The 13,330-nt window shown below is 69.8% G+C and carries 17 protein-coding genes, 1 tRNA gene and 1 pseudogene; 13 read left to right on the forward strand and 6 right to left on the reverse strand.

What is annotated here, in order from left to right; all coding sequences use genetic code 11:
* The 3 genes and pseudogenes from Q0916_RS05015 to Q0916_RS05025 all read left to right on the forward strand — a co-directional run.
* A pseudogene (locus Q0916_RS05015) lies at positions 1 to 345 on the forward strand (SAM-dependent methyltransferase); the annotation flags it as partial.
* A gap of 46 nt (positions 346 to 391) precedes the next feature.
* Positions 392 to 464 (forward strand) — tRNA-Thr (locus Q0916_RS05020).
* A gap of 247 nt (positions 465 to 711) precedes the next feature.
* The gene (locus Q0916_RS05025; protein ID WP_299235219.1) at positions 712 to 2,055 is read left to right on the forward strand and encodes a hemolysin family protein; all 1,344 of its coding nucleotides are present in this window, start codon (positions 712 to 714) and stop codon (positions 2,053 to 2,055) included.
* A gap of 11 nt (positions 2,056 to 2,066) precedes the next feature.
* Here Q0916_RS05025 and Q0916_RS05030 read toward each other — a convergent pair whose 3' ends face one another.
* Both Q0916_RS05030 and Q0916_RS05035 read right to left on the reverse strand, forming a co-directional pair.
* Entirely contained in the window at positions 2,067 to 2,924 is an 858-nt protein-coding gene (locus Q0916_RS05030) for a phosphatase PAP2 family protein (protein ID WP_299235222.1), read from the reverse strand.
* Positions 2,925 to 3,009: 85 nt separating this feature from the next.
* Positions 3,010 to 3,276, reverse strand: coding sequence for a hypothetical protein (locus Q0916_RS05035; RefSeq protein WP_299235225.1), 267 nt, complete (start codon positions 3,274 to 3,276; stop codon positions 3,010 to 3,012).
* Between the two features lie 140 nt (positions 3,277 to 3,416).
* On the opposite strand from Q0916_RS05035, the gene Q0916_RS05040 reads away from it, so the two are divergent.
* Positions 3,417 to 3,575 (forward strand): DUF7563 family protein, encoded by a 159-nt coding sequence (locus tag Q0916_RS05040; RefSeq protein ID WP_299235227.1) that lies wholly within the window; start codon positions 3,417 to 3,419, stop codon positions 3,573 to 3,575.
* Between the two features lie 20 nt (positions 3,576 to 3,595).
* Here the strand turns inward: Q0916_RS05040 and Q0916_RS05045 are convergent, their stop codons facing one another.
* Positions 3,596 to 3,856: a hypothetical protein gene (locus Q0916_RS05045; protein WP_299235229.1), complete on the reverse strand. Its 261-nt coding sequence runs from the start codon at positions 3,854 to 3,856 to the stop codon at positions 3,596 to 3,598.
* 229 nt (positions 3,857 to 4,085) lie between these two features.
* Here Q0916_RS05045 and srp19 point away from each other — a divergent pair, with 229 nt between their 5' ends.
* From srp19 to Q0916_RS05060, 3 genes are all read left to right on the forward strand, one after another.
* Complete coding sequence (gene srp19 / locus Q0916_RS05050; RefSeq protein ID WP_299235231.1) at positions 4,086 to 4,364, forward strand: signal recognition particle subunit SRP19; 279 nt, start codon at positions 4,086 to 4,088, stop codon at positions 4,362 to 4,364.
* On the forward strand, positions 4,361 to 4,588 hold the full coding sequence (locus Q0916_RS05055) for an H/ACA ribonucleoprotein complex subunit GAR1 (RefSeq protein WP_299235233.1): 228 nt from the start codon (positions 4,361 to 4,363) through the stop codon (positions 4,586 to 4,588). The genes srp19 and Q0916_RS05055 overlap by 4 nt, the downstream gene beginning before the upstream one ends.
* A gap of 61 nt (positions 4,589 to 4,649) precedes the next feature.
* Complete coding sequence (locus Q0916_RS05060) at positions 4,650 to 5,696, forward strand: presenilin family intramembrane aspartyl protease PSH (protein ID WP_299235236.1); 1,047 nt, start codon at positions 4,650 to 4,652, stop codon at positions 5,694 to 5,696.
* Between the two features lie 23 nt (positions 5,697 to 5,719).
* Here Q0916_RS05060 and Q0916_RS05065 read toward each other — a convergent pair whose 3' ends face one another.
* Positions 5,720 to 6,718 (reverse strand): ornithine cyclodeaminase family protein, encoded by a 999-nt coding sequence (locus Q0916_RS05065; RefSeq protein ID WP_299235239.1) that lies wholly within the window; start codon positions 6,716 to 6,718, stop codon positions 5,720 to 5,722.
* Positions 6,719 to 6,836: 118 nt separating this feature from the next.
* Here Q0916_RS05065 and Q0916_RS05070 point away from each other — a divergent pair, with 118 nt between their 5' ends.
* Positions 6,837 to 8,126: an MFS transporter gene (locus Q0916_RS05070; protein ID WP_299235242.1), complete on the forward strand. Its 1,290-nt coding sequence runs from the start codon at positions 6,837 to 6,839 to the stop codon at positions 8,124 to 8,126.
* 101 nt (positions 8,127 to 8,227) lie between these two features.
* Positions 8,228 to 8,641: a DUF3054 domain-containing protein gene (locus tag Q0916_RS05075; RefSeq protein ID WP_299235245.1), complete on the forward strand. Its 414-nt coding sequence runs from the start codon at positions 8,228 to 8,230 to the stop codon at positions 8,639 to 8,641.
* Here the strand turns inward: Q0916_RS05075 and Q0916_RS05080 are convergent.
* The gene (locus Q0916_RS05080) at positions 8,628 to 9,215 is read right to left on the reverse strand and encodes a class I SAM-dependent methyltransferase (RefSeq protein ID WP_414689310.1); all 588 of its coding nucleotides are present in this window, start codon (positions 9,213 to 9,215) and stop codon (positions 8,628 to 8,630) included. The two genes, Q0916_RS05075 and Q0916_RS05080, sit on opposite strands and share 14 nt — an antisense overlap.
* A 26-nt stretch (positions 9,216 to 9,241) precedes the next feature.
* On the opposite strand from Q0916_RS05080, the gene Q0916_RS05085 reads away from it, so the two are divergent.
* Complete coding sequence (locus Q0916_RS05085; protein WP_299235250.1) at positions 9,242 to 9,847, forward strand: GNAT family N-acetyltransferase; 606 nt, start codon at positions 9,242 to 9,244, stop codon at positions 9,845 to 9,847.
* A 13-nt stretch (positions 9,848 to 9,860) separates the two neighbouring features.
* Here Q0916_RS05085 and Q0916_RS05090 read toward each other — a convergent pair whose 3' ends face one another.
* Entirely contained in the window at positions 9,861 to 10,115 is a 255-nt protein-coding gene (locus Q0916_RS05090) for a hypothetical protein (RefSeq protein ID WP_299235253.1), read from the reverse strand.
* Positions 10,116 to 10,260: 145 nt separating this feature from the next.
* Between Q0916_RS05090 and fen the strand changes: the two genes are divergently transcribed.
* The 3 genes from fen (at position 10,261) to Q0916_RS05105 (ending at position 13,140) form a co-directional block, all read left to right on the forward strand.
* Complete coding sequence (gene fen, locus Q0916_RS05095) at positions 10,261 to 11,244, forward strand: flap endonuclease-1 (RefSeq protein ID WP_299235256.1); 984 nt, start codon at positions 10,261 to 10,263, stop codon at positions 11,242 to 11,244.
* A 52-nt stretch (positions 11,245 to 11,296) separates the two neighbouring features.
* A complete protein-coding gene (locus Q0916_RS05100; protein ID WP_299235259.1) occupies positions 11,297 to 11,533 on the forward strand; it encodes a BolA family protein in 237 nt (78 codons plus the stop codon).
* Between the two features lie 194 nt (positions 11,534 to 11,727).
* Positions 11,728 to 13,140, forward strand: a complete 1,413-nt coding sequence (locus tag Q0916_RS05105; RefSeq protein WP_299235262.1) for a class II fumarate hydratase — start codon at positions 11,728 to 11,730, stop codon at positions 13,138 to 13,140.
* Positions 13,141 to 13,330 lie beyond the last annotated feature (190 nt).

Raw genomic sequence — 13,330 nt, forward strand, 5'->3', positions numbered from 1 at the left:
AACGCCGAGCGCAACGGCGTCGCCGACCGCATCGCGGCGATCAACGCCGACGTCCGCGACGTGTCCGGGTACGACGGGTGGGCCGATCGGATCGTGATGAACCTCCCGCACAGCGCCGACGAGTTCCTCGACACCGCCGTCTCGCTCGCCGCCGACGACTGTGTCCTCCACTACTACGACATCCAACACGAGTCCGACCCGTTCGGTCCCGGCGAGGCGGCGATCCGGGCGGCCGCGGAGCCGGCCTACGGCGTCACGATCGAGACGCGACGGGAGGTCCGTTCGTACGCGCCCCACGAGTTGAACGTCTGTCTGGAGGCCCGCCTCGAGCGGTCGGGCGCGTGAGTTCGCAACCCTTATACGGGTTATCCACCCAGCTACCGGTGGACGCGCCGGAGTAGCTCAGCTGGCAGAGCGAATCCTTCGTAAGGATTAGGCCGAGGGTTCAAATCCCTCCTCCGGCTTTCTGCTGTGAACGACGTGAGCAACGAACGCCACGGCGGGGTTTGAGCCAGAGAGCAGCCTGCTGCGACCGTGGTTCACAATTCTTTCCTCCGGCTCTCTCATCGGGCGCCCCCGAGCGTTCCCGGAACCGCGAACGCACGTCGACGCCCGGGTTCCCGTCGGTCCCCGCGCCGTTTATCAGAGAGGCGTCCGAGGTCCCGACATGACAGTACAGCCTCCGAGCGGACGAACCGGTCGGGGACACCGATGGTAGACGTCGCCTTCTCGTTCGGACGGGTCCTCGCCGCGCTGTTTTTGGTCGTACTGAACGGGTTCTTCGTCGCCTCGGAGTTCGCCTTCGTCCGCGTCCGCTCGACGTCGGTCGAACAGTTGGCCGAAGCGGGCCGCCCCGGCTCCGAGATACTCCAGGACGTCATGGAGAACCTCGACGACTACCTCGCCGCGACGCAACTCGGGATCACCATCGCCTCGCTCGGGCTGGGATGGATCGGCGAACCGGCGGTCGCCGCGCTCATCGAACCGGCCTTGGACACGCTGCTCCCGTCGAATCTCATCCACCTCGTGGCCTTCGCCCTCGGGTTCGGCGTCATCACCTTCCTCCACGTCGTGTTCGGCGAACTCGCCCCGAAGACGATCGCCATCGCCGACGCCGAGCGCGTCTCGCTGTTCCTCGCGCCGCCGATGAAACTCGCGTACTACCTGTTCGTCCCGGGCATCGTCGTGTTCAACGGCACCGCAAACGCGTTCACGCGGCTGCTCGGGGTCCCCCCGGCATCCGAGAGCAGCGAGACGCTCGGCGAGCGCGAGATCCGTCGCGTGCTCGCGCGCTCGCGGGAGGCCGGCCGCGTCGAGACGGCCGAGGTCAACATGATAGAGCGGGTGTTCGACCTCGACGACACCGTCCTGCGGGAGGTGATGGTCCCGCGACCGGACGTGGTGAGCGTTCCGGCGGACATGTCGCTGTCGGAGCTCCGGTCGACGGTACTCGAGGCCGAACACACCCGCTATCCGGTCGTCGCGGCCGACGACCCCGACAGCGTCGTCGGCTTCGTCGACGCGAAGGACGTGTTGCGCGCCGAGGCCTCCGGCGCGCCGTCGCCGACCGCCGGCGACCTCACCCGCGATCTCGTCGTCGTCCCGGAGACGACGACCCTCGACGACCTCCTCTTGCGGTTCCGCGACGAGAACAGACAGATGGCCGCGATCGTCGACGAGTGGGGGGCCTTCGAGGGAATCGCGACCGTCGAGGACGTCGTCGAGGCTATCGTCGGTGACCTCCGCGACGGGTTCGATGCCGAGGGTCACGAACGCTCGATACGCCGCCGGGAGGATGGTGGGTACGACGCCGACGGGTCGGCCACGCTGTCGGCCGTCAACGAGGCCCTCGGCACGGACTTCGAGGGTGAGGGCTACGGGACGCTCGCCGGGTTGGTGCTGGACCACCTCGACCGGGCGCCGGCGGTCGGCGACAGCGTCGCGGCCGGCGGGCACGCCTTCGAGGTGACGGCCGTCGACGGCGCACGGATCTCGACGCTCCGGATCGAGCGCGCCGAGAGCGCCGCGGACGAGCGGGACGCCTCCGAGGAGTGATCAGTCCCGTCTCAGTCCTGTGCGTGCTCGGTGACGCCGGCGCGGTCGTCGCGGCTCTGGGTCCCCACCCGGGCGACGAACCGACGGGCCAGCCACACGGACGCGACCGCGAGACAGATCCCGGCGGCGATGTCGACGAGCCAGTGGATCCCGAGGTACACCGTCGCAACGACGATGCTCCCGGTCAGAACGGCCGTGATCGCGAGCCACCGCGGGAACTCCCTCCGGGTGAGCACGGCGACGACGAGGACGGTGACCGACAGCGACGTGTGCAGGGACGGAAAGACGTTCGTCGGCGAGTTGACCTGCCCCGTCAGCAGCGTAAAGTACGGAAAGAACTCCTGGATGACGCCCTGCGTGCTCTCCGAGGCGATCCGGGGGCCGCGGGCGATGACGAGCGTGTACGCGACGACCGCGACGGCGTAGTTGATCGTGTACGCGACGAGGACCGTCTTGAGGTGCCGGAGCGACTCGGCAAAGAGGTACAACGCGAGCGGCCCGAAGACGACGACCGCGTAGCCGAACATGTACACGAACGCAAAATAGAGCGCCGCGACGTCGGGGATCGCCGCCTGTACCCCGGCGGCGAGGTCGCCCTCGATCGCGTAAAACAGCCCCGTCGCCTCGTAGCCGATCACGTCCGAGAGCGCCCAGAACCACTCGCGGAACACCTTCCGCCCCCCGAACACCGCCGCGAGAACGGCGGCGTACGGCGCGACCGCGCGGAGCCGCTCTCGGAGCACCCCCCGGTTGCCGCCCGCCTGTCGGAGTCGGCCGACGCCGACACAGACGACGAGCGCCACGGCGAGAAGCGCAGCGACGACCAGAGCGAAGCCGCCGGCGACGGCGGCCGTCCGTACCAGTACCATCCGAATCGGACGGGCGTTACACCGGTCGGTACAAACCTCTTTTGACTGCTCGGCCGGGAGGCGCCCCGAGGGTCACCGACGGGTCTCAGACGTCGGCCGAAAAGTCCTTGATCGACCGACCCCGGCGGGCGATCCCCTCGCTGACGGCCAGTTTCTCGCGGCGTTCGAGCGCCGGCCAATCGAGACACTCCGGCGGCGACTCCTCGAGGGCCCGGAACTGCTCGAAGACGGTCTCGTTGATGAACCGCTCGAAGGAGCCACAGACCGGACACGCCGTGGAGAGCTCCGCGGTGTCGAACGAGCGTGAAAGCGTCCCTTCGGCGCACCCGAGACACCGGTACGTACGGTTCATACCCGACCTCGGGCCTCGACACCTGTATACCTGTCCGCCGAGGCGGCCCTCGGAGCCGCCCGGCTCTGTCCTCGGCCGGAGGACGCATACCGTGGGTCGATTGGGAAAGTTATTTGTCACTCTCATCGGGAGTCTATGGTATGCCACACTGCCGCAACTGCGACGCGTTCGTCACGGAGAACTACGTCCGCGTGTTCGCGCCCCAGGGGATGTCGACGGTCCGCGTCTGCCCGAACTGCGAGGACAAACTCCGGGACGGAGCGGAGGTCCGGGAGGCGCGCTCGACCCGACAGAACTAATCAGCGGCACGGCCTGCGTTTTATCCCTCGCTCTCGGCGCCCGTCCGCACAGTGCCCTCTCTCAACCGGCGTTCGCCCTCCGCCGTCGCCGTGTACACCACCTCTGCCGTCACGGGCCGGAGGAGCCCGCGGTCGGCGAGGACCGCGATCCGACGCTCGACGTACCGGAGGTGCATCCCGAGGCGGGTCGCCACGATCGGCGCGTAGTCCGGGGGGTGCTCGGCGAGGTACTCGAGGATCCGCTCGTCGGCCGGATGCAGTGGGTTCGTGCCGGACGACATTGGTACGCTCTTTCATACCATACTCCCCGGCGGTATATATCCCTACCGATCGCCCCGGCGTGGCTTCCGTCCGGGGGCTCGACGCCGGGACGGAGCCGTTCTCCGCTCTGTTCTGTCCCTCCCGGCGCGTCCCGACCCACCGCGCCCGACCGGGCTCGGGGCTGATCGCCGGCGCTCGGACGCGGCGCGGATCGGCCGGTTTTTACATCGCCGCCGCGCAGCCTCGGGCATGGTCGAGAACGTCATCTGGCCCGCCTACCTCGACGCCGAGCGGTCGCGCAACGAGGGACGGCGCGTCCCCGAGGATCTCGCCGTCCCGGAGCCGACGGTCGACGAGATCGCGAGCGCGGTCCAGCAGGTCGGCTACGACGCCGTCATCGAGCGGGACCGGACGTACCCCCGTGAGTACGAACCGCGAGGCCGCGTCGTCGTCAAGGGCGCCGACGACGCCTCGAAGTCGGACCTCCTCGGCGCGGTCGCCGCGTACGTCGCCGCCCTCCGGGAATGAAACGCGCCGGCGAGGTGGTCCGGACCGCCCAGGGGCTCGCCGTTGTCCGCTCGCCCAACGGGACGACGCCGGATCTCGGCACCGAACTCGTCGATCAGGACCTCGACACCGTCGGCCGCGTGGTCGACGTGTTCGGCCCCGTCGAGCGCCCCTACCTGGCCGTCTCGTCGTCCGACGGCGTGGTCCCCGCCGCGCTGCTCGGCGAGAAGCTCTACGCGCGGTGATCCCGCCGGTCGGCCGACGCGGAACCACAACCCCCAAACGGACGCCACGAGAGGGGACGGTATGAAACGGGCCGCCGTCGCCGTCGCCGCCACCGTCGGGCTCTTCGTCGTCGTCCAGTTGGGCTCGCTGGCGTTGGTCCAGCCGTTCATGGACGCCGGCTACCAGACCGTCGAGGACCCCTCTGATCCGACGAACAGCCTGCTGTACGTCGGTGCGATCCTCGTCGCCACGGTCGTCATGCTCGGCGCGATGCGCTTCGGCGTCGATCAACTGCTCCAGGGGCTCATCGTGTTCTCCGCGGTGTTCCTGTCGTTTTACGTCTTCACCGTCGTCGTCCCGCCGCTCGTCACGCTCGGCGGGGTCAACGTCCCCGCGGTCGCCGCCGCCCTCGCCGTCGGCGTCGGTCTGCTCGTCTACCCGGAGTGGTACGTCATCGACGCCGCCGGCATCGTCATGGGCGCCGGCGCGGCCGGGCTCTTCGGCATCAGCTTCGGGCTGCTTCCCGCCATCGTGTTGCTCGTCGTGCTCGCGGCGTACGACGCCGCGTCGGTGTACGGCACCGAACACATGCTGACGCTCGCCTCCGGGGTCATGGACCTCCGGCTCCCGGTCGTGCTCGTGATCCCGCTCACGCTGTCGTACTCGTTTCTGCGCGAGACGGGCCCGGAGACGCTCGCCGACGAGGCCGACGCCGACGACCCCGACGAGGCCGACCCCGAGAGCGGAGCGGACGGAGACGAGACCGACGAACTCGAAGCGGACGACTCCTCGGATGACGGTCCGGCCGACGCCCTCGAACGCGACGCGTTCTTCATCGGGTTGGGCGACGCCGTGATCCCGTCGGTTCTCGTCGCGTCGGCGGCGTTTTTCCGCCCCGGTGACCCGGCGCTTCTGGATGTCCCCGGGATCGCGCTGACCGTCCCCGCCCTCGGCGCGATGCTCGGGACGATCGCCGGCCTCCTCGTCCTCATGTGGATGGTGATGAAGGGCCGGGCCCACGCCGGATTGCCGCTTCTCAACGGCGGCGCGATCGCCGGATACCTCGTCGGTGCGGTCGCCGCCGGCGTTGCCCTCGTCGAGGCGATCGGGCTCGGACCGTACCTCTAACCCGGTCGCCGGGACCGAGCCGCTCACTCGCCGGTGAGCGCCTGGCTCCCCGGCGCGAACTCGATCGTCCGCCCGACCCCCTCGCTTTCGGCTCGCTCGTAGAGCATCCACGCGGCTGCGACGGTCTCGATCCCCGTCCCGCCGCTGTCGAAGACCGTGACGCCGCGGTCGTCGGTCCGCCCCGGCCTGTCGCCGGCGACGACCTCACCGAGCTCCGCGTGGACGTGATCGTCGCCCACGAGTCCGGCGTCCTTGGCGGCGAGAAACGATCCGGCGTCCTGGAAGGCGCGCTCGCGGAGGTCCGGGACGTACGTCGCACGCGCGATGGTTTCGCTTTCGAGTTCCCGCTTACCGCTGTCGTACTGCCCCATCGCCGTCACGTGGGCGCCGTCGGACAGCGCGTCGTCGTCAACGACCGGTTCGGAGGCGTTCGTCGCGGTGATGACGACGTCTGCGCCCTCGACGGCGGCCGACGCCGATCCGACCGCGCGCACGTCGGCGTCGAGTCGGGCGTCGAACCCCTCGGCGAACGACGCGCGGTTCTCCGGCGTCGGCGAGAACACCCGTACCTCGGAGAACTCCCGGACCGTCGCGGTCGCACGCAGCTGTCCGCGGGCCTGCGCGCCCGACCCGATGACTGCTAGGATTTCGCTGTCCGGCCTCGCCAGTTCGTCGACCCCGACGGCCCCGGTCGCGCCGGTCTTGAAGGGGTTCATCGACGCCCCGTCGAACAGCGCGACCATCCGTCCCGAGTCGGCGTCGAAAAGCGGCAGCGCGAAGTGGACGTCGGCGTCCCCGAACCCCGCGGCGTACGTGTACCCGCCCATCCCGCCGACCTCCGGGAGGATCGCGAGGTAACCGGTGCACATCCCCGGCGGATCGCCGTTGATTAGTTTGGTTCGGGGCGCGGCCGTTCCCTCGTTGCCGTGGCTCTCGTAGCCCTTCCGTACGGCCGACACGTAGTCGGCCGGCGTCGCGAGGCCGCTCACCTCGTCGCTCCGTACGAACAGAACGTCCGTCATACCGCGCCTTCGCCGGCCGCGGTCTACTGTCTTTCGACGGCCTCCGCCGGCTCCACGGGCGGATCGGCCGACGTCCGCGACGGACGGTTTAACAGACGCCGGGCTGAAGCGGACCCCGATGGGGTCGGACTCCTCGGATGTCGACTACGCCGGCCGGGCGAGAGACGCACTCGGGTACTCCCGGTGGGTGCAGATCGCCGCCGCCGCCGGGATGATGGCGGCCGTCAGCCCCTACCAGTACGTCTGGTCCTCGATCGAGGGGCCGCTGGCCGAACGCCTCGACATCGCGCTGCCGGCGCTCGGGGCGGTCTTCTCGTTTTACGTCGTGTTCCAGTCGCTCTCGCAGATGCCGGCTGGGTGGTGGCGCGACAGGCGCGGCCCCCGCGCCTTAACCTACCTCGCGGCCGCCCTCGCCGGCGGCGGGTACGTCGGACTCGCGTACGCGACGACCGTCTGGCAGTTGTACGCGCTGTACTCGCTCGGAGCGATCGGCGTCGGGATCATCTACACCGTCGCCGTGAACACCGCCGTCAAGTGGTTTCCCGATCGGACCGGGCTCACGACCGGGATCGGGACGATGGCGTTCGCGGGCGGGAGCGCCCTCGTCGTGCCGTACGTCCGCGCGAACGCGACGGTCGGTGGGTACCCGGGCGTCCTCCGGAACCTCGGGGTCGCCATCCTCGTCGTCTCGCTCGTCGGGGCCCTCCTGTTGCGGGACCCACCGGAGGGGTGGCTCGGCCGCGGCGAGTCCGACGACGATGACGCTGGGGGCGATCTCGCTGCATCGCTTTCGGGGACCGCCTACACCACCCGGGAGATGCTTCGGACGTGGCAGTTCTGGCTCCTGTACGCGATGTTCGTCGCGACCGCGGGCGCGGACCTCCTCGTCATCGCGAACGTCGTCCGGTTCGCCGAACACCTCGGTCTCGCGGCGGTCATCGCGACGGCCGCCGCGACGCTTCTGCCCGTCGCGGCCGGCGTCTCGCGGCTCCTGTTGGGCGAAATTTCGGACCGCTTCGACAGGACGCGCGTCATGGCCGTCTCGTTCCTGTTGGCCGGGGCGTTCCGGTTCGGCCTCGTCGGGGCGGGGATCGCTGATGCCGGCGCCGGCTTCGTCCTTGCCGTCGTCGGCTCGATGTTCTTTTCCTCGCCGCTGTACGTCTACTTCCCCGCCGTCGTGGCCGACTACTACGGGACCGAACACTCCTCGAGCAACTACGCCGTTCTCTACACCGCAAAGGTCGGTGGCGGCGTCTTCGCCGGCACCGTCGCCGGGGCGCTCGTTGCGGCCGTCGGGTGGGTGCCGACGTTCGCGCTCGGCGGGGCGCTCGCCGTCGCCGCCGCCGCCGCCGCGCTCGTCCTCCGGCCCCCGGCCGACGCGGCGCCCTCCGGGTCGTCGACCGCGTAGCGCCCGGGCGATCCGAGGGCTCTACGGCGTCGGGACCGCGCGAGGGGCGGGCCGTCGGCCGGATCCGCAAGGGTTTGAAAGGCCGCCGTCGAACGATGGGCATGGCAGACCCGTCGTTCCTCGAACAGCGCCTCGACGCGAGCACGTGGCCGATCGCGGCCGGCGACGCGATCGCCCTGCTCGCGTTCCTTCTGGCCGGCACGCTCCAACACTGGCCGCTCGCGGAACTCCGGGCGGACCCGATGATATACGTCTACGCCGCCGCGCCGTTCGTCCTCGGGTGGGTCCTCTGTGCGCCCCTCGTCGGCGCGTACTCCCCGGGCGGCGGTTCGGCCCCGAACTCCTCGATCCCCCTCGCGATCCGGTCGTGGATCCCCGCGACGGTCGTCGGGTTGGTCGTCCGGGTCGCGGCGGCGCCGAACCGCGGGTTCGAACCCGTCTTCGCCGTGGTCATGCTCGTCGGCGGGGCGCTCGTGCTCTCGGCGTGGCGCCTGCTGTACTTCAAACTCCGGTAGCGACCCCGGCGATCGTCGTCTCGAAGCCGTACTCGATCGGCCGCGGATCGAGCCCGACCGCCTCGAGTTCGGCCTCGAGTTCCGCGGCGGTGTAGAACGCCGAGTCGAACCCGACGACCGACTCCGCGGCGGCCAGCGCTCGGCCGCGGCGCGTCGAGCGGTCGAACTCCCTGACGACGAGGACGCCGCCGGGCGCCAAGACCCGGGCCATCTCCGCCAGACACCGCCGCCGGTTCGGGAAGTGATGGAGCGCGTCAACGACCGTCACGGCGTCGAGCGACCCGTCCGGATGCGGGAGCTCCGTCGCGCTCGCCCGGACCGTTTCGAGCCCGCGCCTGCGGGCGCGCCGGAGCATCCCGCCCGCGGGGTCGACGACCACCGCGCCGACCGATCGTGCGGCCCGACCCGACCCGCCGCCGACCTCGACGATCCGATTGATCTCGCGACCGGCGACGGCGAGACCCTTCCGGAGCGCGGTGTCGTCCGTCGCCGGCATGAGCAGGTCGTACAGCGGCGCGAAGCGATCGAACGCGCTGACGTCTCGGTTCACGTTCGACGCACGGGCGCCGCACATAACTCCGTTGCCCCATAACGCGCGGCATGGACCCCGTCCTGTTAGGGTGGCCCTCCGAGGGGCCGACGCTCCGACTCGATCACCGCCGGTTCGGGTACGCCGGGAAGTTCGTCATGTCGAACACCGGGAAAGCGGTCGTCTACGCCCCGGCCGACGGGGGAACCGACCGGCCGGATCGATCGGACACCGCCGCGGGCGATACCGACGAACCGTTCGATGACGACGTGCTCGCGGCCGCGGCGTTCAACGCCGACCGGACCGACGCCGACCGCCTCTGGATCCGGTACGTGACCGTCAGAGACGACCGCCGGGGCGAGGGGCTCGGCCCGACCCTCTGTGCGTTCCTCGCGGAGCGGGCGACCGAGCGGGGCTTCGAGACGCTCTCGATCGCTGTCAACAACCCCTTCGCTTACGAGGCGCTGTACCGCGCCGGGTTCGCGTTCAGCGGCGACGAAACCGGGCTCGCGGAGCTCGTCCTCGCGCGGCCGGCCGCCGAACCGGCCCGGGACCGATCGACGAAGACGTACCAAGACGGCCTCGATCGCTACCGCGAACGGGACCTCTCGGCGGCCGAGGCGTCGTTTCTCGACGGAAAGTGCGGCGCCGCCCCGCCGGATCCGAGCCCGGAGTGAGCCCGACGCCGGGTCAGCGGTGTCGGCTGCCCGGCAGGGGAACGCCCGTCACCCGGTACAAAAAGAGCGCGGCGACGACGCCCAAAGCGACGGACGCCGGGACGACGGAGAGCCACGCCGTCGCCGGCACGGCCTCGAACACCGTTCCGTCGAGGTGCGGATCGGTGACGCGCCACCCCATCGCGATCCGGAACGCGACGAGTCCCGACAGCGACAGCGCGGCGAGAACGGCGACGGCGGCCCGATCCACCCGGTCGCGGCGGTCCATTGTTTTCACGTCGGGCGGGATCGCTTGAAAACCCACGGTTCGGTGGGGCGGGCGTCGCCGGACCGACCGGCGGACTGGCGGACCGGTGGATCGCCGGACCGCCGGACCGGCGGCTTGAAACCCGCGGCGGCCCAACCGTGCGGCGATGGGAAACGCGGATCTCCGGCAGCTGGCGACCATCGAGACGACGCCGTTCGGCGATCTCGGCGGCTCCGTCGTCGCCGTCGACGCCCACAACTGGCTGTACCGGTATCTCACCACGACGGTCCGGTTCACCTCGCGTTCCGCGTACACGACGGACGACGGCGAGGAGGTCGCGAACCTCATCGGCGTCGTGCGGGGCCTCCCGACGCTCCTCGAGCACGATGTCACGCCCGTCTTCGTCTTCGACGGCGGCACGGCCGAGCTGAAGGGCGACGAAATCGACGCCCGCCGCGAACAGCGGGAACGATACGAGGACGAGCTCGAAACGGCCAGAGAGGACGGGGCCGACGCGGCCGAGATCTCGACGCTCGAGTCGCGAACCCAGCGGCTCACGCCGACGATACAGGAGACGACGCGGGAGCTCCTGGCGCGTTTGGACGTGCCGATCGTCGAGGCGCCCGCCGAAGGGGAGGCACAGGCCGCACACATGGCGAGACGCGGCGACGCCGACTACGCCGGCTCGGAGGACTACGACGCGCTGCTTTTGGGCGCGCCCCGCACCCTCCGGGGGCTGACGGGGTCCGGCGACCCGGAGTGCATGGACTTCGAGCGGACGCTCTCGGATCTCGGGGTGAGCTGGGAGGGGCTCGTCGACGCGGCGATACTCATGGGAACGGATTTCAACGACGGCATCGACGGCGTCGGCCCGAAGACGGCGATCGAGCTGATCCGCGAACACGGCGACCTCCGGGGTGCCCTCGACGCCCGGGGGGAATCGATCGCCCACGCCGACCGCATCCGTCGGATGTTCCTCGATCCCGCGGTCACCGACGACTACGAGTACGACACCGATATCACGCCGGACGTCGCGGCGGCCGAACGCTACGTCACCGAGGAGTGGGAGGTCCCGATCGATCAGGTCGAACGCGGGTTCGAGCGGATCGAAACCGCGACCGTCCAGACCGGCCTCGATCGCTGGAGCTGATCGCCGCGTCGATCCCGGCGGGCTTTTTTCCTCCCGGGACGAACCGACGCCCATGACCCCCGAAGAAGTCGAAGCGCGGATCGAGGCGGCGCTCGAGGACTGCGAGGCGACCGTCGGCCGGGCCCGCGGGAAACACGACGACGACCACCTCCAGGCCACCGTCGTCTCCCCGGTCTTCGAGGGCGAGTCCCTCGTCGACCAGCACCAACTGGTGTACGACGCCCTCGGCGACGCCATGACGACAGACATCCACGCCCTCGAGTTGACGACTCGGACCCCCGAGTCGTAACCTCGGCCCGCCTCCGCCGTCGGTGGCTGCCCGACTACCGGTGGGATCGCTCCGAGATCGACGACGCCCGATCCGTTCTCGATAGCCTGGAGCGGTTTCTGCGACCCTGAGGCGCGGGCGGCGCCGACGCCGGCGACCGCCTCGGGACGGTTCCGATGCGTTTTACCCGCCGCGCCGAGAGGGAACTCCATACCATGGACGACGACACCGAACACCGGATCGAACGCGATAGCCTCGGCGAGATGGAGGTCCCCGTGGACGCGTACTGGGGCGCACAGACACAGCGCGCCCTCGGGAACTTCCCCGTCTCCGGGCTCACCTTCCAGCGGCGGTTTATCAGAGCCCTCGGCATCGTCAAGAAGGCCGCGGCCGAGGCCAACCGCGAACTCGGGTCGCTGCGTGAGGACCGGGCCGACGCGATCGTCGAGGCGGCGACGGAGGTCATCGCCGGCAAACACGACGACCAGTTCCCCGTCGACGTCTTCCAGACTGGGTCCGGGACCTCCTCGAACATGAACGCCAACGAGGTGATCGCCAACCGCGCCACCGAGATCTACGGGGCCGAGTTGGGAAGCCGCGAGATCCACCCCAACGACCACGTCAACTACGGCCAATCGAGCAACGACGTCATCCCGACAGCGATGCACGTCGCGGCGCTCGAGGCCGTCGAGAAGGACGTCATCCCGGCTCTCGAGGTGCTCGCCGAGGAGCTCAACGCGAAGGCGGCCGCGTTCGACGACGTCGTCAAGACTGGCCGGACGCACCTCCAGGACGCGACACCGATCCGGTTGGGCCAGGAGTTCGGGGGCTACCGAACGCAGATCGAAAAGGGCATCGAGCGGGTCGACGCGACGCGGGAGCGACTCGCCGAACTCGCCCTCGGCGGAACGGCCGTCGGAACGGGGCTGAACACCCACCCCGAGTTCCCCGGACTCGCCGCCGAGGGGATCTCCGCGGAGACGGGCCTCAACTTCCGCGAGGCCGACAACCACTTCGAGGCGCAGGCGGCCCACGACGCGATGAGCGAGGCCCACGGCGCGCTCCGGACGGTCGCGGGGTCGATGAACAAGATCGCCAACGACCTCCGGCTGTTGGCGTCGGGACCGCGCAACGGCCTCGGCGAGATCGAACAGCCCGAAAACCAGCCCGGAAGCTCGATCATGCCGGGCAAAATAAACCCCGTCGTCGCCGAGTCGGTCAACCAGGTCCACAAGCAGGTCGTCGGCAACGACGCGACCGTCTCCGCCGGCGCCGCCCGCGGCGAGATCGACCTGAACCTCTACAAGCCCGTGTTGGCGTACAACTTCCTCCAGAGCGCCGAACTCATCGCCAACAGCGCCGAGACCTTCGGCGAGCGCTTCGTCGGGAAGCTCGAAGCCAACGCCGGGCACTGCGGCGTCCGCGTCGAGCAGTCGATGGCGCTGGCGACGGCGCTGAACCCGGCCATCGGCTACGACGCGGCCTCGAAGGTCGCAAAGAAGGCCCTCGCGGAGGACAAGACCATCCGCGACGTCGCCGTCTCCGAGGGCTACCTCACGGAGGCCGAGGCGGACGAGGTGCTCGACCCGCGCGCGATGACCGAGCGCGTCGTCCTCGGCGACGAGTAGGCTCTACCGGTCGTCGCGGTGGCGCCGCCCGCGATTCTGTTGCAGTACATAAAATTATCGGTCGATATTCGGATTTTGAAAGCGCTGTGGGCGGGTTAATATCCCTGCAACCGTTGTGAGAGTATGAAACAGACGAAGTCACCAACGCAGATCGGCACCGAAGAAAGCGACCAGTCCGTGACGGTTGCCC

The organism is Natronomonas sp., assembly GCF_028274965.1.
GTDB lineage: Archaea > Halobacteriota > Halobacteria > Halobacteriales > Haloarculaceae > Natronomonas.